The following is a 17,809-nucleotide window of genomic DNA, read 5'->3' on the forward strand; positions in this document are numbered from 1 at the left end:
CCCCCGCTCCGGCCGCGGCCCCCGCCGCCGCACCGCAGGCACCGGCCGGCAGGCACGCCGCCCCGGCGCCCGCCGGCGCACCCGCCGAGCAGCTCGCGCTGCGCGGCCGGACCGAGAAGATGTCCCGGATGCGGCAGACGATCGCCCGCCGCATGGTGGAGTCGCTGCAGGTGTCCGCGCAGCTCACCACCGTCGTCGAGGTGGACATCACCAAGATCGCGCGGCTGCGGGAGCAGGCCAAGGCCGACTTCCAGTCCCGCGAGGGCGTCAAGCTGTCGTTCCTGCCGTTCTTCGCGCTGGCGACGGTCGAGGCGCTCAAGGCGCACCCGAAGCTGAACGCGGTCATCAACGGCGAGACCAACGAGGTCACCTACCACGAGGTGGAGAACCTCTCCATCGCGGTGGACGTCCCCGAGCGCGGCCTGATGGTCCCGGTCGTGCACAACGCGGGCCAGCTCAACCTGGGCGGCCTCGCGCAGCGGATCGCCGACCTCGCCGAGCGCACCCGCACCAACAAGGTGAGCCCGGACGAGCTGGCCGGCGGCACGTTCACGCTGACCAACACCGGCAGCCGCGGCGCGCTGTTCGACACCCCGATCCTGAACCAGCCGCAGGTCGGCATGCTCGGGACGGGCGCGGTCGTGAAGCGTCCCGCCGTCATCGACGACCCGGACCTCGGCGAGGTCATCGCGGTGCGGTCGATGGTGTACCTGGCGCTGACCTACGACCACCGCCTGATCGACGGCGCGGACGCCGCCCGCTTCCTCGCCACGATCAAGCACCGCCTGGAGGAGGGCAACTTCGAGTCCGAGCTCGGGCTCTGACCCCCTCCGCCTGACCACCCGGGGACCCCGCTGCGGCGGGGTCCCCGCTTTCGTCGGTCAGCGGGAACTGGCCCAGGGACGAAGGCCACTGATCGGAAAACGCACCCCAGAGCGTGAGAATCTCAACGTATGGTGGCGGGCTTCCGCCTAGGGTGGTGCCATGAGGGTCACCATCACGGGCTCGTCGGGCCTGATCGGCTCGGCGCTGGTGCGGTCGCTGCGGGGGGACGGTCACGAGGTCACCAGGCTGATCAGGCGGGAACCGTCCCGGGCCGACGAGGCGCGGTGGTCCCCCGCCGACGGCTGTGTCGAGGCGGGGTCGCTGGAGGGCGCGGACGCGGTCGTCCACCTGGCCGGGGCCGGCATCGGCGACCGGCCCTGGACGAAGGCGTACAAGCGCAAGATCAGGGACAGCCGCGTGCACGGCACCCGGACGATCGCCGAGGCCATCGCCGCCGCCGACCGGAGGCCGCCCGTGCTGGTCTGCGGGTCGGCGATCGGGTACTACGGCGACACCGGCGGCCAGGAGGCCGACGAGAAGAGCCCGGCGGGCCGCGGGTTCCTGGCGGCGCTCGTCCGCGACTGGGAGGCCGCCGCCGCGCCCGCCGGGGAGGCCGGCGTCCGCGTCGTCCACCCGCGGAGCGGGATCGTCCTGGCCCGCGAGGGCGGCATGCTGGGCACCACGCTCCCGCTGTTCAGGCTCGGCCTGGGCGGCAGGCTCGGCGACGGCGTCCAGTGGACGAGCTGGATCTCCATCCGCGACCACGTCGCCGCGCTGCGCTTCCTCATCGACCACGAGATCGCCGGGCCGGTCAACCTGACCGCGCCGAACCCGGTGACCAACGACGCCTACACGCGGGCGCTCGGCCGCGCGCTGCACCGGCCGACGCGGCTGACCGTCCCGAAGGCCGCGCTGCGGGCGGCGCTGCGCGGCTTCGCCGACGAGGGGCCGCTGATCAGCCAGCGGGTCCTGCCGCGGCGGCTGCAGGAGGCCGGGTTCCGGTTCGCGCACGAGGACGTCGACGCGGCCCTACGGGACCTCCTGTGATCGCCAAGAAACGTCAAAGTCGGAGCCGTTTCCGCAGGGCGGCCATACGGTGACGTAGTCAAACCGTGACATTGGGCAAGCGTGGTCCATCAGGAGGGTGAATTGAGCACCGACGGACAGCCGCACATCCTCGCGATCGGCGGGGGCAGCTTCGTCCCGGACGGGCGGTACGGCCTCGAACCGAGCCCGCTGCTGCGCTACGCGTTCGACCTGACGGGCCAGGACCGTCCCAGGGTCTGCTTCCTGACCACCGCGCTCGGCGACGGCGCCGAGTACACCTCCCGCTTCTACGCCGCGTTCTCCGCGATGGACGCCGAGGTCAGCCATCTGTCGCTGTTCCCGATGCCGAACGTCCCCGACGTCCGGTCGCACCTGCTGAACCAGGACCTGGTGTACGTGGCGGGCGGCAGCGTCGCGAACCTGCTGGCCCTGTGGCGGCTGCACGGCCTGGACGGCGCCCTGCGGGAGGCGTGGCAGGAGGGCGTGGTGCTGTCCGGGCAGAGCGCGGGCGCGCTGTGCTGGCACGTCGGCGGCACCACCGACTCGTTCGGCCCGCAGCTGCGGCCGCTGACCGACGGCCTCGGGTTCCTGCCGTACTCGTGCGGCGTGCACTACGACAGCGAGCCGCAGCGCCGCCCGCTGCTGCAGCAGCTCGTCGGCGAGGGGACGCTCCCCGGCGGGTACGCGGCCGACGAGGGCGTGGCGCTGCATTACGTCGGCACCGAGTTCGTCCAGGCCGTCTCCTACCTGAAGGACGCGGGCGCCTACCGCGTCGAGCCGGACGGCCCTGGCACGGCGAAGGAGTTCCGCCTGGAGCCCCGCCTGCTCGCCTCCCTGTAGAACCCGGGGATTTCCCGGGATTTCCTGGGCTTTAAGCTGGCTCGTGTGAGCGATGTGGACGTACGCGAGCTGGTGGTGGTGCACGCGGGGTTCGGCACGGCGGCCGTCCCCTACGTCGAGGGCTGGGAACTGCAGAGACGCATGCATGCCCTGCGCGTGGACGACGCGATCCCCGACACCGTCCTGCTGCTGGAGCACGAGCCGGTCTACACGGCGGGCAAGCGCACCGGCAGGCTCGACCGGCCGGTCGGCGACCCGGGCGCGCCGGTCGTGGACGTGGACCGCGGCGGCAAGATCACCTGGCATGGCCCCGGGCAGCTCACCGGCTACCCGATCATCAAGCTGCCCGACCCGGTCGACGTCGTCGGCTACGTGCGGCTGCTGGAGCAGATGATGATGGACGTCTGCGCCGACCTCGGCCTGGAGACGATCACCGTCGAGGGCCGCAGCGGGCTGTGGGTCGCCGGCACGCCCGACCGCAAGATCGGCTCGATCGGGGTCCGGGTGTCGCGGGAGGTCTCGATGCACGGGTTCATGCTGAACTGCGACAACGACATGGGCTGGTTCGACAGGATCGTCCCGTGCGGGATCCGGGACGCGGGCTCCACGAACCTCCGCCGGGAGCTCGGCCGGGACGTCACGGTCGCCGAGATCGTCCCGCTGGTGGAGCGGCATCTGGCCGCCGCGCTCGGCGCGGCGGGCACGCTGCACCGCACGGCGGCGCAGCTCGAGGCCCTGGCGGGGCGTCAGGATCCGGCGGCCATCACCTTGTAGACGGCCTGACCCTCGGTGGCGGCGGCCGTGAAGAACTCCCCGAGCCCCTTGTAGGCGGGCTTGAGGAGCTTGTCGCGGGCGGTCGCGTCGAGCCGGTTCGCGTCCTGGACGCCGGCCTTGCCCATCGCCGCCGGGTCGAACCGCCCGGCGAGCTCGCCGAACGGTGTCGCCGTAAGGTGGTCGGCGGCGGGCTTCACCCGGTCCGGCGCGAGGTAGATCACGTCCATGCCCAGCTCGTCGGCGCCGTCCTCGGTGAGCAGCCGCCCGCCGCACACGACGTCGGCCTCGGGCTGGCGCCCGTCCCACGCGTCGCCGGTGCAGAGGTAGTGCATCGCCTGCCACGCCCAGCCGAGCTCGAACAGGACGGACGCGCCGCGCCGGCGCCATTGCGGGTCGCCGAAGACATGGCGGGCGATCCGTCCCGGATCCTGCTCACCTTCCAGCACCGGCGGCACCCTGAGGTACGACATTGCCAGACCCACGGCGGTCCTCCTGCTGACGCTTTTGCGTGACGACAGGGAGTCACCCTAGAGAGATCCACTGTTGGGCATGGGGGAAACACACCGAATCGGCGGATGGGACGGGCCACTGTCATCCGTTCGATACCGCTCCGAGATGCCTTTGAGCCCCACCCGGTCGGAAACCGCCCGTCGGGCCGCGTCGGCGGTGGGGCGGCGGGCGGTGTGCCGGGACCGGAGATCGCGACGTACGCTGGGTGCCGTGACGACGGTGACCCCAGAGGGGCGCAAGCTGCTGCGCGTCGAGGCGCGCAACAGCCAGACCCCCATCGAGCGCAAGCCCGACTGGATCAAGACGCGGCTGAAGATGGGCCCCCAGTACCGCGAACTCAGCGGGCTGGTGAAGTCCGAGGGCCTGCACACGGTCTGCCAGGAGGCGGGCTGTCCCAACATCTTCGAGTGCTGGGAGGACCGGGAGGCGACGTTCCTGATCGGTGGTGACCAGTGCACCCGGCGCTGTGACTTCTGCCAGATCGACACCGGCAGGCCCGCCGCCCTGGACCGCGACGAGCCGCGCCGCGTCGCCGAGTCCGTCGCCACGATGGGCCTGCGCTACGCCACCATCACCGGCGTCGCCCGCGACGACCTGGACGACGGCGGCGCCTGGCTGTACGCCGAGACCGTCCGGCAGATCCACGCCGCCGTCCCCGGCTGCGGTGTCGAGCTGCTCATCCCCGACTTCAACGCCGTCCCCGAGCAGCTCGCCGAGGTGTTCTCCGCCCGGCCCGAGGTGCTGGCGCACAACGTGGAGACCGTGCCGCGGATCTTCAAGCGGATCCGCCCCGGCTTCCGCTACGAGCGCTCCCTGGAGGTGATCACCCGCGCCCGCGAGGACGGCCTGGTCACCAAGTCCAACCTGATCCTGGGCATGGGCGAGACCCGCGACGAGGTCTCCCAGGCTCTGCGCGACCTGCACGCCGCCGGGTGCGAGCTGATCACCATCACCCAGTACCTGCGCCCCAGCGCCCGCCACCACCCGGTGGAGCGGTGGGTGAAGCCCGAGGAGTTCGTCGAGCTGTCGGCCGAGGCCGAACAGATCGGCTTCGCAGGCGTCATGTCAGGCCCACTGGTCCGCTCCAGCTACCGCGCCGGACGCCTCTACAAGCAGGCCATCGAAGCCCGCGCGTAGATCCGGGGGCTGTCGGGACGGGCGTCCGACCCGACTATCCTTGTAACCATGTCGAAAACGCCCACGGACGGGGCCCAGGAGCGTCCGGGCCGCCTCAAGCAGATCCGCATGGTCGCCCAGGTGCTCCGGCAGGCCGACCCGAAGGCCCTGCCGATCGTGTTCGCGTCGGCGATCGGGACGCTGGCCGTCGTCATCCTGATCGGGCTGCTCTTCGGCCAGCTGTGGTTCTTCATCCCGCTGGGCGTCCTCGCCGCCGTCGCCGTCGGCATGATCGTGTTCGGTCAGATGGCGCAGCGCGCGCAGTACAAGGTGATCGCCGGGCAGCCGGGCGCGGCCGCCGCGATCCTGAAGAACATGCGCGGCAACTGGACGATCACCGAGGCCGTCAGCGGCAACCGCAACCTCGACATGGTGCACCGCGCGGTGGGCCGCCCCGGGGTGGTGCTGGTGTCGGAGGGCCCGCGCAACCGGGTCGGGCAGCTCCTCGGCGCCGAGAAGAAGCGCCTCTCCCGCGCCGCGCAGCAGGTGCCGATCTATGACGTCCAGGTCGGGTCCGACGAGGGCCAGATCCCGGTGGACAAGCTCCAGCGGCACCTGATGAAGCTGCCCCGCAACCTCACCAAGGGCCAGGTGGCCGAGCTGAACGACCGGCTCCAGGCGCTCCCCAGGTCGATGCAGATGCCGAAGGGCCCGATCCCGAAGGGCGCGAAGATGCCCAAGGGCCCGAAGCCCAAGATGCGCTGACGAAAGCGCCCTCCACCCGAGGGCGCTTTTCCATGCTCAGATATTGACGACAGCGGTGTTGCTGGCGCGGTCGTGCAACCCGCGATAGTCCCGGTCCCAGATCAACGCCGGGACGACGAGGACCAGCAGCACCGTCCGGGCCAGCGCCCAGCCGAGCCCCACCGGGCGCCCGTCCAGCCGGGCGACGTGGATCCCGCACAGCCGCTTCCCGATCGTCACGCCCACGAACGCGATCGACAGCCACGCGTAGACCGCGAAGATGACCGTCGTCCACATGCTGCGCTCCGCCGGCTCCCAGCCGAACGACCGCGCGAGGAGGCTCGCCACCAGCAGCGCCAGAACCCAGTCGAGGAACAGCGCCACCAGCCGCCGGGAGTAGGACGCGACGGAGCCGCTGCCGCTCTTCGGAAGGCCGAGCCGCTCCCCCGGCTCTCCCAGATCGACCCCGGCCGAGGGCGCCCCGCCGAGCCACGTCTGCGTCCAGCGCGGCCCGCTCTTGCCACTGCTCATGGCGTCTACGCTATCCGGTCCCCTGCTGCCCGGCGCGGGCGGCCACCCCGACGACACGGTACGGAGCGGTGCGCCACGGCGGCGACCAGCCCCGCTCGGGGACTTCGGCGACCGGCGCCTGGTGGACGGTCAGCTGCCGGGAGTCGGCGTCGTCGCCGTACCGCAGGGTGAGGACGTGGGTCCCCGACGGCGGCCGGACGACCCGGAGGTGCGGCCCGGTACCGACGGGCTCATCGTCGAGCAGCCAGGTCAGCGATCCGGGATCCCCGTCGCCGCCGAGCCGGCCGTCGAGGCCCAGCCAGCCGTCGTCGAACATCTCCAGCCCCGTGGCGGGCGCCTCGATCACCGGGTTCGGGGGCCGCGCGGGGACGGTGACCGGCTCGCTGAGCGCGGTGACCGTGCGGATCCCGTCGCTGTAGTCGACGCGCAGCCGGTACTCGCGGCCGCCGGGCAGCTCGCCGGGATCCATGGACAGCGCCGAGCGTGCGCCCGCGCCGACGTCCACGATGTCGCCCGCGGGCACCGGCGGGCGCCGGCCGCCGGACTCCCAGCGCGCCACGAGGTGGGCGCCGGGCGGGGGCCGGGGCCCGTCGACGTGGACCAGGGCCTCGCCGTCCCGTTGCTCGACGCGGATCCCGGCGGGCGGCGCGGGGACCGGTCTGCGGAACACCTCGCGCCCGCCGTCCAGGACGGTGACGGCGGCCGCCGACTCCGGGAGGTCGAGGACCGCTTCGAGTTGACGGTACGGCTCGCCGGGGCAGACGGGCACGGTCACGATGGCCGCGCCCACGCGCGCGACGGCCCGGCCGGTCTCGTCGAGCGCCACGACGGTCCATCCCGAGCCGGCCCCGTCGGGGCGGATCGCGCCGGGCGGCGCGCCGCCCCACCAGCCGGGGGTGAACCCGCCTTCGGCGTCGACGGTTCCGGTGACATGCACGGGATTCATGTCCGTCCTCCTCGCCTAACCGGGCCCTAGTTTCAGGAAAACGCGGCGCCACCGCTCCGGACTGGGCCAGGTGGGCTCGGGGCAGTACGTGCGGACCATGAGGTCGCGGGCGCCGCGCACGTCGTGATCGCCGTAGACGTCCCAGCCGATGACCCGCACGTCGCCCGAGTCGGGGAAGTACGCGGGGTCGTCGCTGCCGGGGTCCATGCTGAGGCTGCAGAGCCGCAGGTGGTTCTGGTCGAAGAGGTGGCCGATCTCGTGCGCGGTGGTGAGCGCGGTGGCGTCGGTGGCCGCCGTCCACTGCCCAGGGGCGTAGCCGCCGACCCCGGCGGGTCCGACGACCAGCCAGATCTCCTCGCGCCATTGCGGGGTCTCGGTGCCTCCGCGCAGCTCCCGCAGGTCCTCGATGAGGTGGCCGGCGGCCGTGTCGGCCTCGCCGGGGATCCTGATGATCTCCGGGTCCGGGATGGGCAGCATCGTGGCGGCGTCCCGCAGGACGGCCATGCACTCCTCGTCGTCCGGTGCCGGGATGTACGCGTGCGTCACACCGTCGGAATCGGTGTACGCGGGCCGGTCGTGCGGCCGGTAGCGGATCTTGACGTGCCGCCGGGGATGGAACTTCACCACCGTGCCGGCCTGCGACGTCCAGACCTCGCCCTCGGGGTTCCAGGCCCGCAGGGTCACCTGGAGGGCGACGTCTCCCACGCAGAGCCCGGGTGGGACGACGAAGTCGAACGTCTCCGGGCTGCCACCGGCCGCGACCCACTGCTCGAACTCGGTGGTGGAGGCGAACGGCCGCTGGGAGGTGAGCTGCAGCTTCGCCGGCGGCTGCGGATCGGCGGTGTTGAGGCTCGGCCGCAGCACGACGCTGGACTGCCCGACCCCGAGCGGGCCGGTCACCTCCAGCTGGGCCTCGGCGGTGATCGGCTCGCCGGCGGGGACCTGCCGGATCGCCGTCCACCATTCGACCCGGACGACGGTGCGCTTCTGCCCCACCAGCGGTATCGAGGGCCCGTGGCCGGGACTCACCAGCTCGACGCCGCTGAAGGGGATGACGTCGACGTTCCCGCCGGGCAGCGACTGGAGCACGGTGAGGTCCGGCGACCGCAGCGGCGGCCCTGTGATCACCGTCTCGAGAGTCGCCCGGACGGTGCCGCACGCGTTGCCCGCCTCCAGGGTGAACCCGGCGAGGGCGGGCTCACTGGACGCGGGAGCGGCAGATGCCCTTCCGCGCCGACGGCCGCGGGGGCGGCCTGCCCCGCGGCGGCGAGGATCGCGCCGGCTTCCCCGGTCGCGCGGAGCGTGACGGTGTCCGCGTTGACGGCCTTCCAGCCCAGCGTGAACGCCTGCCCGATGCCCAGGTGGAGCTGGTCGTCGCTCCACATCTCCCGGGCGCCGGACGGGGTGAGTTCGGCGCTCAGGTGCGGAGGCCCTGCCGCGTACGTGTTGGCCGCGGTCACCGGCGGCTTCCCCGACCACTCGCCCCAGATCTGCGCGTGGGCGGAGGGGCCGTAGCCGGGGCAGCCTGCCTGGTGCATCTTCCGGGCGACGCGCCTGTTGCGGTCCTTCACGGCTTGGTTGTACGCGGAGATCCAGCCCACGTCCGCGAACGCGAGGCCGCCGCCGACCGCGTCGGCGCCGAGCCTCACGGTGACCGCGGTGTCCGTCCAGCCGACGACCTGCACCGGCCTGTACTCGACCGTGAGCTCCGCCTCGTTCCAGCGGGGGGCGATCACGCTGACCCCCGGCGGGGCGGCCGCACCGAATCCGTGGCCGTGGACCACCAGGGTCGGCGTGCTGTCGCACGGGCCGATGACCTCGACGGACTCGATGCCGGTCGTCCAGCTGACGGGGCCGTCCGGGACGGGCAGCGGGAAGTTGTAGTCCTCGAACTCGATCAGGTTGTCCAGGAGCTTCACGCACTTGGCCGCCGTGGCGGCCCCGCCGCGCGCGGCCCTGCGGGGCGCGCCGCCGCTTCCACCGCCGCCGAGGAACGCGCGGTCGGTCAGGTAGCCGTCTCCGAGGATCTCCGCCTCGGCGGTGAGCGCGGCGAGCGTCAGCCGGAGCACGAGCGCGGAGCCGTCCGGTCCGGCGAGCCGGGCGGCGGCGACGTGCAGGGCGTTCAGGCCGGTGTGGTCGATGAGCGTTGGCACGCCGCCCCGGTACGCCGGCCCGGTCGGCCCGGGATCGCGGGTCGGCCACGAGGCCGTGGCGAGGTCCCGTACGGTCTCGCGGAAGGCGTCGGCTCCGTCCGTGGCGCCGCCGTCCGCCGCGTGCGCCAGCGCCGCCAGACGGTCCAGCATCCGATGGGCCGCCAGCCTTGGCTCGGACGGCAGATTCTCGAGGCTGATGTCCAGGCGTCCGGCCGACGTCCAATCGACGGGCCAGATCGGGTTCGGACGGGTATCGCGCATGTCGGCCGCCTCCAACGGCGCCCGCCGCATCCCTCCTCCAGAATCTCACAGGTCACGCGTGTGGGGCACCCCCCGGGCGCGTTCTCCCGCCGGACGCGTAACACACCGGAAACATATGAGACACGGCCGGGAAACGGCGCCGTCCTAGCCTGCCAGGACCGAGAAGCGCTCAAGGAGGCCGGATGTTCAGCAGCGCCGAAGAGGTCCTGAGCTACATCAGGAACGAGGGTGTGCGATTCGTCGACTGCCGGTTCGTGGACCTGCCGGGCAAGATGCAGCACTTCACGTTCCCCGTCGAGAGCTTCGGCGAGAGCGTCTTCACCGAGGGGCTGATGTTCGACGGCAGCTCGGTCCGCGGCTTCCAGGAGATCCACGAGTCGGACATGCTCCTGCTGCCGGACCCGTCCACCGCCGTCGTCGACCCGTTCCGCCAGCACAAGACCCTGAACCTGAACTTCTTCGTCCACGACCCGCTGACCGGCGAGCCGTACAGCCGCGACCCGCGCAACGTGGCGAAGAAGGCGCAGGACTACCTGCGCGGCACCGGCATCGCCGACACCTGCTACTTCGGTCCCGAGGCCGAGTTCTACATCTTCGACGACGTCCGGTTCGAGACGAAGGCGAACGCCGGCTACTACTACCTCGACTCGGTCGAGGGCGCGTGGAACACCGGCCGCGAGGAGCCCGGCGGCAACCTCGGCGCGAAGCCCCCGTACAAGGGCGGCTACTTCCCCGTCCCGCCGATGGACCACTACACCGACCTGCGCTCGGAGATGGTCTCCCAGCTCCTGGCCTGCGGCATCCACGTCGAGATGCAGCACCACGAGGTCGGCACCGCCGGCCAGGCCGAGATCGACTTCCGGTTCGACACGCTCCTGAAGACCGCCGACCAGCTCCTCCTCTACAAGTACATCGTCAAGAACGTCGCGCGCGCCGCGGGCAAGACCGTCACGTTCATGCCGAAGCCGATCTTCGGTGACAACGGCTCAGGCATGCACTGCCACCAGTCCCTCTGGAAGGACGGCGCCCCCCTCTTCTACGACGAGGTCGGCTACGCGGGCCTGTCCGACAACGCCCGCTACTACATCGGCGGCCTGCTCAAGCACGCGCCGTCCCTCCTGGCGTTCACGAACCCGACCGTGAACAGCTACCACCGGCTCGTCCCGGGCTACGAGGCCCCGGTCAACCTGGTCTACTCCCAGCGCAACCGCTCGGCCTGCATCCGCATCCCGATCACCGGCTCGAACCCGAAGGCCAAGCGCGTCGAGTTCCGCGTGCCGGACCCGTCCTGCAACCCGTACCTGGCCTTCTCCGCCATGCTCATGGCGGGCCTGGACGGCATCAAGAACAAGATCGAGCCCGCCGAGCCCGTGGACAAGGACCTCTACGAGCTCCCGCCGGAGGAGGCCCGCGCGATCCCGCAGGTCCCCGGCTCGCTGCAGGAGGTCCTGGAGGCCCTGGAGGCCGACCACGACTATCTCCTCGAAGGCGGCGTCTTCACGCCCGACCTCATCGAGACCTGGATCACGATGAAGAACGAGTTCGAGATCGACCCCATCCGCCTCCGCCCCCACCCCCACGAGTTCGAGCTCTACTACGACATCTGAGCACTGGGCCGGGTCTTCGCCGGCGACAAGAGCCTCCTGGGACCGCTCTCAGGGGGCTCTTTCGCGTCCGCACCCTGATTACCGAGGACCTCCATGCCCTGTCGGCGGGCGCTGGCATCATGTGGGCGGAGTGTGTGGGTTAGGAGCGCGATGACGGACGAGGCCAAGGGCGTCCTGCGGGACGCTCACTCGCTGCTGGGCGCCGCGCGGGACCTGCTGGCCGACCATCGGCGGGCCGTGTCCGAGGTGCAGGGGGCGCTGAAGCCGCTGCGGGTGGAGGCGGCGCGGGAGCAGTTGCGGTCGATTCCGCTGGCCCGGCTGAAGGACGTCACGGACGGGCGGCTCCGGCTCGGGCCCTTGGAGGAGGCCGGGTTCACGAGCGTCGCCGATGTGCTGGAGGCGACGCGGTACCGGCTCCAGCTGCTGCCGGGGATCGGGCCGCAGACCGCGCAGCAGCTGCATGCGGCGGCGGGCGGGCTGGCGGAGGCGGCCGAGCAGTCGGCGGGCGTGCGGATCGATGTGGAGCGGCGGGACGAGGTGACGACGCCGCTGGTCGTCGCGCTGCACCGGCTGGTGAACGCCGGGCCGGAGCTGCCGCGTGCGCGGGCCGCGGCCCAGGACGTGGAGCAGCGGTTCGGGCCGCTGGTGCGGGACGCGCGGCCCCTGGGGTCGTGGTGGCGGAAGATCTTCGCGCGGCCCGCGCGGCGGGAGCGGGCCCGGGAAGCGGTCGGTCGGCTGGCGGAGGCGTTGAGGGGGGCGGAGGGCGCCCGGCTGCTGATGTCGCAGGGGTCGGTTGATCTACTGCGGCCCCATGTCTCCGGTGATGAGGCCTGGATCGACTTCGAGTTGCGGGCCTCTGACTACCAGACCTTGCTGGCGGATCTCGCGGCGCTGGTGCCGGAGCGGGAGGCGGCCGAAGGGTTCCTGCCGGGTGATCTCGCGGCGCGGGTCAAGCATCAGCCGCTGGACGACGGGTTCCGGCGGGTTTCCCTGCGCGGGTACCAGTCCTTCGGGGCGCGGTTCGCGCTCGTCCAGCGGCGGGTCATCCTGGGCGACGAGATGGGGCTGGGGAAGACCATCCAGGCGATCGCGGCGATGGCGCATCTGCGGGCTCAGGGCGCTACGCATTTCCTCGTCGCGTGCCCGGCGAGCGTGTTGATCAACTGGGTGCGGGAGATCGAGTCGCGCTGCAAGCTGGCGGCGCATCCCCTGCACGGGGCGGGGCGGCAGACCGCGCTGGAGAAGTGGGTCGGGGATGGTGGAATCGCCGTCACGACCCTCGCCACACTCCATTCGCTGGATGTGCCGGAGCATGTGGAACTCGGGATGTTCGTGGTGGACGAGGCCCATTACGCGAAGAATCACGAGACGCGGCGTGCTCAAGCGGTCGCCTATTGGTGCAAGCGGACGGAGAACGTTCTCTTTCTGACCGGTACGCCGATGGAGAACCGGGTCGAGGAGTTCCGGAGCCTGGTCGCGCATCTGCGGCCGGAGGTGGCGAAGCAGATCCGGCCGCATGACGCGGCGGTGGGGGCGCGGGCGTTCCGGTCGGCGGTCGCGCCGGTCTACCTGCGGCGCAACCAGCGGGACGTGCTCGTCGAACTGCCCGAGGTCGTGCACGTGGACGAGCTGGAGGAGTTCAGCAGGGCCGATGCCAGGGCCTATCGGCGGGCCGTGGCCGACGGCAACTTCATGGCGATGCGCCGGGCCGCGTACGCCGTCCCGAAGAAGTCGGCGAAGCTCGACCGGCTGGTGGAGCTGGTCGAGGAGGCGGCGGCCAACGAGCTGAAGGTCGTGATCTTCTCCTATTTCCGGGACGTGCTCGCCACCGTCCGGGACGCGCTGCCGAACGCGCGGGGGCCGATCTCGGGCGATGTCGCGCCGGTGCGGCGCCAGGAGCTGGTCGACGCGTTCACCGAGGCGCCCGGGCATGCCGTGCTTCTCGCGCAGATCCAGGCGGGTGGCGTGGGGCTGAACCTGCAGGCCGCGTCCGTTGTGATCATTTGTGAGCCGCAGGTGAAGCCGACGATGGAGACGCAGGCCGTCGCGCGCGCTCACCGGATGGGGCAGGTGCGGACGGTGCAGGTCCACCGGCTGCTGACCCCGGGCAGCGTGGACGAGCGGATGCTGGAGATCCTCCAGCTCAAGGCCAGGCTGTTCGACGAGTACGCGCGCCGCAGCGATCTCGCCGAGCGGACGCCGGACGCGGTCGACATCTCCGAGCAGGCCCTCGCGCGGCAGATCGTCCAGGAGGAGCAGGAGCGGCTCGCCGCGTCCTGAGCGGCATGTGCCCTGTGGGGAAGAACCCGGGCGGGGTCGCTGTTCAGGCGGGCGGAAGCACGCGATCAGAGGGGATGGCACATGGCCGAGGTCAGGGTGGAGCGCACCGAGGACGGGTTCCAGGCGGTCAACGACCGGGGCGCGCGGGTCGCCATCGGCGGCGCGGACGACGAGGGCGCCTTCACGCCGGGCGAGCTGCTGCTGGCGGCGCTCGGCGGCTGCGAGCTGGTGACCGTGGAGCCGCTGACCGCGCAGCGCGGGCACCGGATGGCGCGGCTCGCCGCGACCGTCCACGCGGACAAGGTCGCGACGAGCACGTACGGCACGATCACGGTCACCTATGACGTCGAGCTCCCCGAGGGCGACGACAAGGCCGCGGACGTGCTGAAGGCCGTCGCCCAGCGCGTGCACGAGAAGTACTGCACGGTCGGCAACGCCCTCAAGGAGCCCATGAGGGTGGAGCAGATCGTCTAGGAAGGGCCCGGGTGCGCCGATCGGGGGAGGCGGCGCACCCGGGCGGTCCAGCGGAGCCGGTGGGTGGCTGGAGGACGGTCAGTACCGCAGGCCGTGGCCGTAGGGGTACAGGTCCTTGATCGTGACCGGCAGGCGCCCGCCGGGCTGCTCGCCGAAGACGACGCGCGCGGCGGCCTTGTGCATGGTCAGGTCGATCCGCTGGGTGCGGGCCGTGGTGCCGTAGGTCGCGATGTAGGCCTTGACGTCCGGGTAGGACGTCAGGTCGTACGGCAGCCCGATCGCGAGCGCCGCGACCGGCTTGCCCGTCGCCTGGAGGGCCTTGACGAGCTTCGCCTGGCCCGCGGGGAGCGGTCCGGACGAGAACGTCGCGACGAGGATCCGGTCGGCGGACGCGGCGCGCTTGACGGCGTCGGCGATCTCCGCGTCGGTCGGGTTCGTCGTCGCGGACTGCCAGGTCTCCACGGGGCCGTCGGCGACGGCGGCGACCTGGTCGGCGAACACCTGGGTCTGGACGGCGCCCGCGACGAGCGTCCTGTCGTCGGATTCGGCGTCGAACGGGAGGACGCCGCCTTCGTTGCGCACCAGGGTGGTGGCGGCGAGTCCCATGTTCAGGGCGCGCCGCTGGAACATTTTGTTGCCGGAGACCTTCTCGGCCGTCTTCGGGTCGGCGTAGCGGTGGTCGCCCACCTTGTACTTGCACTTGAGCCCGAGGACGCGCCGGACGGACTCGTCCACCCGTTCCCGGCTCAGCGAGCCGTCGGCCAGCGCGTCGGCGAGCGCGTCGACCGCCTCGGCGTGGGTCGCGTAGTCGCCGGTGGACATGACGATGTCCGCGCCCGCCTCGATCGCCATCACCGTGGCCTGGCGGGTGCCCCAGTTCTTGTCGATGGCGTCCATGTCCATCGCGTCGGTGACGATCAGCCCGTCGAAGCCCATCTCCTCGCGGAGCAGGCCGGTCAGGACCTTCGGCGACAGGGTGGCGGGCAGGTCGGGGTCGATGGCCTCCACCACGACGTGCGCCGTCATGATCGAGTCGGCGCCGGCCTCGATGGCGGCGCGGAACGGCGGCAGGTGCACCTTTTCGAGGGTGGCGCGGTCGTACTTGACGGCCGGGAGCTGCAGGTGGCTGTCGAACTCGGTGTCGCCGTGCCCGGGGAAGTGCTTGGGCGTCGCGATCAGGCCGGCCCTGTTGTAGGTGCGCACCTGCGCCTCGACGAGGTCGCTGACCAGCTCGGTGCGCTCGCCGAAGGACCGGACGCCGATGATCGGGTTGGCGGGGTTGGTGTTGACGTCGGCGACCGGCGCGTAGCCCCAGTGGAAGCCCATCGCGCGGGCCTCCGCCGCGGTGATCACGGCGGCCTCGCGGGCGAGGCGGGGGTCGCGGGCGGCGCCCATGCCCATCGCGTTGGGCAGCGGCGTCGTGCCCTCGCGGACGTTGTGGGTCGTGCCGAACTCGAAGTCGCCGGAGACGAGGAGCGGCAGGCCGAGGCGGGTGTCCTGCGCCCAGCGCTGCATCTGGTTGGCGTAGCGGGCGGCGATCGCGGGGGTCTGCGGCTCGTGGGTGAGGGTCGAGCCGATCTTCAGTTCCTGGATCGCGCGGCGGGTCTCATCGTCGGGCATGCCGTCCGGTTTCTCCCCGGTGGACACCATGACCATCTGCCCGACCTTCTCGGCGTCGGTCATCCTGGCCAATTGGGCGTCGACGTCGCAGGCCCGGCCGCCCTTGCCCGGCGGGGCCTGCGCGTGGGCGGGCGGGGCCAGCGCCAGCCCGAGCGCCGCGACCGCGGCGATGGACACGAGGGTTCGGCCGCCAGTCTTCATAATGATCATCCTCCTCCGCTCATTGGTCTAGACCAGTCCATACCGGCGGCCGGAATCAATGGTGAATGTTGCCAAAAAGGCGGCGGACCGGTCAGGCGCAGGTCGTTCCGGTGGGCGGGACGGCGCCGGTCAGGAGGTAGGCGTTCACCCGCGTGCGGACGCAGAGGTCGCCGGTGTCGTAGGCGCCGTGCCCCTCCCCCTCGAAGGTGAGGAGCGCCGCCCGTCCGCCGAGGGCGCGGGTCAGCGCGGGCGCCCACGCGTACGGTGTGGCCGGGTCGCCGGTGTTGCCGACGACGAGGATCGGCGCGGCGGACGGGGCGGACACCGTGCGGGCCGCGGCGTCGCCCTTCACCGGCCAGCCGGTGCACTGCAGCAGGCCCCACGCCATGGACGTCCCGAAGATCGGCGAGGCCTTCCGGAAGGCGGGAAGGAGGCGCCGGACGTCGGCCGGGGTGTAGCGGTCGGTGCCGTCCGCGCAGGTGATCGCGGTGTTGGCGGCGGTCAGGTTGCTGTAGGTCCCGTCCTTCTTCCGGCCGTTCAGGGCGTCGGCGAGCGCGAGCAGCAGCGAGCCGTCGCGGCGTTTCACGGCGTCGACGAGGCCCTGCGCGAGGTAGGGCCACACGTCGCGGGAGTACAGCGCGGCGGCGACCCCGGTCGTGCCGAGGCTCTGGGTCAGTTCGCGGCCGCCGGACGTTCTGAGCGGCCTGCGGTCGAGCCCGGCGAGGATCCGCGCCGTGGACTTCACGACGGACGGGCCGTCCTTGCCCAGCGGGCACGCCTTCCGGCCGAGCCGGACGCAGGCGGCCCCGAAGGCGCCGAGGGCGCGCTGGAACCCGGCCGCCTGCTGGAGCGAGAGGTCCTTGGTGGCGAGCCCGGTGTCGACGGCGGCGTCGAGGACGGCCCGTCCGACCCGGCCGGGGAACCGGTGCGCGTACGCGCCGCCGAGCCAGGTGCCGTAGGAGATCCCGAAGTAGTGCAGCTTCTGGTCGCCGAGCGCGGCGCGGATCAGGTCCAGGTCGCGGGCGGCGTTCGGGGTGCCGACATGGGGCAGCAGCCTGCCCGACCGCGCCTGGCATTGCTTGACATAGGCGGCGCGCCCGCCGATGTACGCCTTCTCCTCGGCGGGGGTGTCGGGGGTGTCGTCCCGGGCGGCGATCTCGTCCATCTGCCGTGGCCCGGCGCACGTGACCGGGGTGCTGCGGCCGACGCCGCGCGGGTCGAACCCGACCAGGTCGTAGCGGGCGCCGAGCTCGGAGTACCGGTCCGCGGCCTGCGCGAGCGCGCCGACGCCCTCGCCGCCGGGGCCGCCGAAGTTGAACACCAGCGACCCGATGCGGCGCCCCCCGCCGGTGGCCGGGACCTTGATCAGCGCGATGCCGATCTTCTCGCCGGACGGCCTGGCGTGGTCGAGCGGCACCTGCAGCGTCGCGCAGCGGAACCCGGTGGGGGGCGGTGCCGTTCCCGGGGGCGGCGACGGCAGCCCGGTGCACCGCGTCCATCGCGGCGGGCGGACGCCCGCCCCCGAGGCGCTCCCACCCGGGACGCTCGCACCCGATATGCTCGTCAGCGCGGCCTGGCCCTCGTGTGTACTTCCGGCGGCGTAGTAGGTCCGCCCGGAAGCGGCGTTCAGACCGGAAGCGGCCAACGCGGTGGCGCCGAGTACCGCAATGCCAGGTATCGCCCAAAAGTGGGCCATTCGTCCCCCCGTTCGTGTCGCGGGGGGCGACTTTGATCTACCCAGGGCCTCCTATGCTGACTCCTGATCAACTCCAGCAGGCTCCACGGGGGAGCCGGAGGGGGAGGCGTCCCCGAGGGCCATCCCCCGAAAGTCCGGATACCGCATCAGGGTCGTACTACTCAAGTCTGAGATGAAGACCATT

The 17,809-nt window shown here is 72.0% G+C and carries 16 protein-coding genes; 9 read left to right on the forward strand and 7 right to left on the reverse strand.

The features are described from left to right. The 4 genes from sucB to lipB form a co-directional block, all read left to right on the forward strand. The coding region (gene sucB, locus E1264_RS16055) for a 2-oxoglutarate dehydrogenase, E2 component, dihydrolipoamide succinyltransferase (RefSeq protein ID WP_132174191.1) at positions 1-824 on the forward strand (824 nt) is incomplete at its 5' end. Positions 825-984: 160 nt separating this feature from the next. Further along, positions 985-1,872: a TIGR01777 family oxidoreductase gene (locus tag E1264_RS16060; protein WP_132174193.1), complete on the forward strand. Its 888-nt coding sequence runs from the start codon at positions 985-987 to the stop codon at positions 1,870-1,872. A 102-nt stretch (positions 1,873-1,974) separates the two neighbouring features. Then, positions 1,975-2,712: a peptidase E gene (locus tag E1264_RS16065; RefSeq protein ID WP_132174195.1), complete on the forward strand. Its 738-nt coding sequence runs from the start codon at positions 1,975-1,977 to the stop codon at positions 2,710-2,712. A gap of 45 nt (positions 2,713-2,757) precedes the next feature. Beyond that, positions 2,758-3,486 carry a lipoyl(octanoyl) transferase LipB gene (lipB, locus tag E1264_RS16070; protein ID WP_243710960.1) on the forward strand — a complete coding sequence of 243 codons (729 nt, stop codon included), beginning with the start codon at positions 2,758-2,760 and terminating at the stop codon, positions 3,484-3,486. Here the strand turns inward: lipB and E1264_RS16075 are convergent. Next, a complete protein-coding gene (locus tag E1264_RS16075) occupies positions 3,459-3,968 on the reverse strand; it encodes a YfbM family protein (protein WP_132174197.1) in 510 nt (169 codons plus the stop codon). The two genes, lipB and E1264_RS16075, sit on opposite strands and share 28 nt — an antisense overlap. 238 nt (positions 3,969-4,206) lie before the next feature. Between E1264_RS16075 and lipA the strand changes: the two genes are divergently transcribed. Further along, a complete protein-coding gene (gene lipA, locus E1264_RS16080) occupies positions 4,207-5,133 on the forward strand; it encodes a lipoyl synthase (RefSeq protein ID WP_132174199.1) in 927 nt (308 codons plus the stop codon). A gap of 48 nt (positions 5,134-5,181) precedes the next feature. After that, entirely contained in the window at positions 5,182-5,877 is a 696-nt protein-coding gene (locus E1264_RS16085) for a DUF4191 domain-containing protein (RefSeq protein WP_132174201.1), read from the forward strand. Between the two features lie 36 nt (positions 5,878-5,913). On the opposite strand, the gene E1264_RS16090 is transcribed toward E1264_RS16085, so the two are convergent. The 4 genes from E1264_RS16090 to E1264_RS16105 are packed head-to-tail and all read right to left on the reverse strand — an operon-like array spanning position 5,914 to position 9,747. Beyond that, positions 5,914-6,387: an RDD family protein gene (locus E1264_RS16090; protein WP_132174203.1), complete on the reverse strand. Its 474-nt coding sequence runs from the start codon at positions 6,385-6,387 to the stop codon at positions 5,914-5,916. Between the two features lie 10 nt (positions 6,388-6,397). Then, the gene (locus E1264_RS16095; protein ID WP_132174205.1) at positions 6,398-7,333 is read right to left on the reverse strand and encodes a hypothetical protein; all 936 of its coding nucleotides are present in this window, start codon (positions 7,331-7,333) and stop codon (positions 6,398-6,400) included. Between the two features lie 15 nt (positions 7,334-7,348). After that, entirely contained in the window at positions 7,349-8,461 is a 1,113-nt protein-coding gene (locus tag E1264_RS16100; protein ID WP_132174207.1) for a hypothetical protein, read from the reverse strand. Continuing rightward, positions 8,458-9,747, reverse strand: a complete 1,290-nt coding sequence (locus E1264_RS16105) for a hypothetical protein (protein ID WP_132174209.1) — start codon at positions 9,745-9,747, stop codon at positions 8,458-8,460. Before E1264_RS16105 ends, E1264_RS16100 begins: the two co-directional genes overlap by 4 nt. A gap of 182 nt (positions 9,748-9,929) precedes the next feature. Here E1264_RS16105 and glnA point away from each other — a divergent pair, with 182 nt between their 5' ends. The 3 genes from glnA to E1264_RS16120 all read left to right on the forward strand — a co-directional run bounded on the left by glnA (position 9,930) and on the right by E1264_RS16120 (position 14,108). After that, positions 9,930-11,354: a type I glutamate--ammonia ligase gene (gene glnA / locus E1264_RS16110; RefSeq protein ID WP_132174211.1), complete on the forward strand. Its 1,425-nt coding sequence runs from the start codon at positions 9,930-9,932 to the stop codon at positions 11,352-11,354. A 150-nt stretch (positions 11,355-11,504) separates the two neighbouring features. Then, positions 11,505-13,634, forward strand: coding sequence for an SNF2-related protein (locus E1264_RS16115; protein WP_132174213.1), 2,130 nt, complete (start codon positions 11,505-11,507; stop codon positions 13,632-13,634). Between the two features lie 81 nt (positions 13,635-13,715). Then, complete coding sequence (locus tag E1264_RS16120; protein ID WP_132174215.1) at positions 13,716-14,108, forward strand: OsmC family protein; 393 nt, start codon at positions 13,716-13,718, stop codon at positions 14,106-14,108. Between the two features lie 78 nt (positions 14,109-14,186). On the opposite strand, the gene E1264_RS16125 is transcribed toward E1264_RS16120, so the two are convergent. Further along, a complete protein-coding gene (locus E1264_RS16125; protein ID WP_165964202.1) occupies positions 14,187-15,929 on the reverse strand; it encodes a glycoside hydrolase family 3 protein in 1,743 nt (580 codons plus the stop codon). Between the two features lie 91 nt (positions 15,930-16,020). Beyond that, a complete protein-coding gene (locus E1264_RS16130) occupies positions 16,021-17,574 on the reverse strand; it encodes an alpha/beta hydrolase (RefSeq protein WP_132174219.1) in 1,554 nt (517 codons plus the stop codon). Between the last annotated feature and the right edge of the window lie 235 nt (positions 17,575-17,809).

This window comes from Actinomadura sp. KC216 (assembly GCF_004348535.1).
In the GTDB taxonomy this organism is placed as follows: Bacteria; Actinomycetota; Actinomycetes; order Streptosporangiales; family Streptosporangiaceae; genus Spirillospora.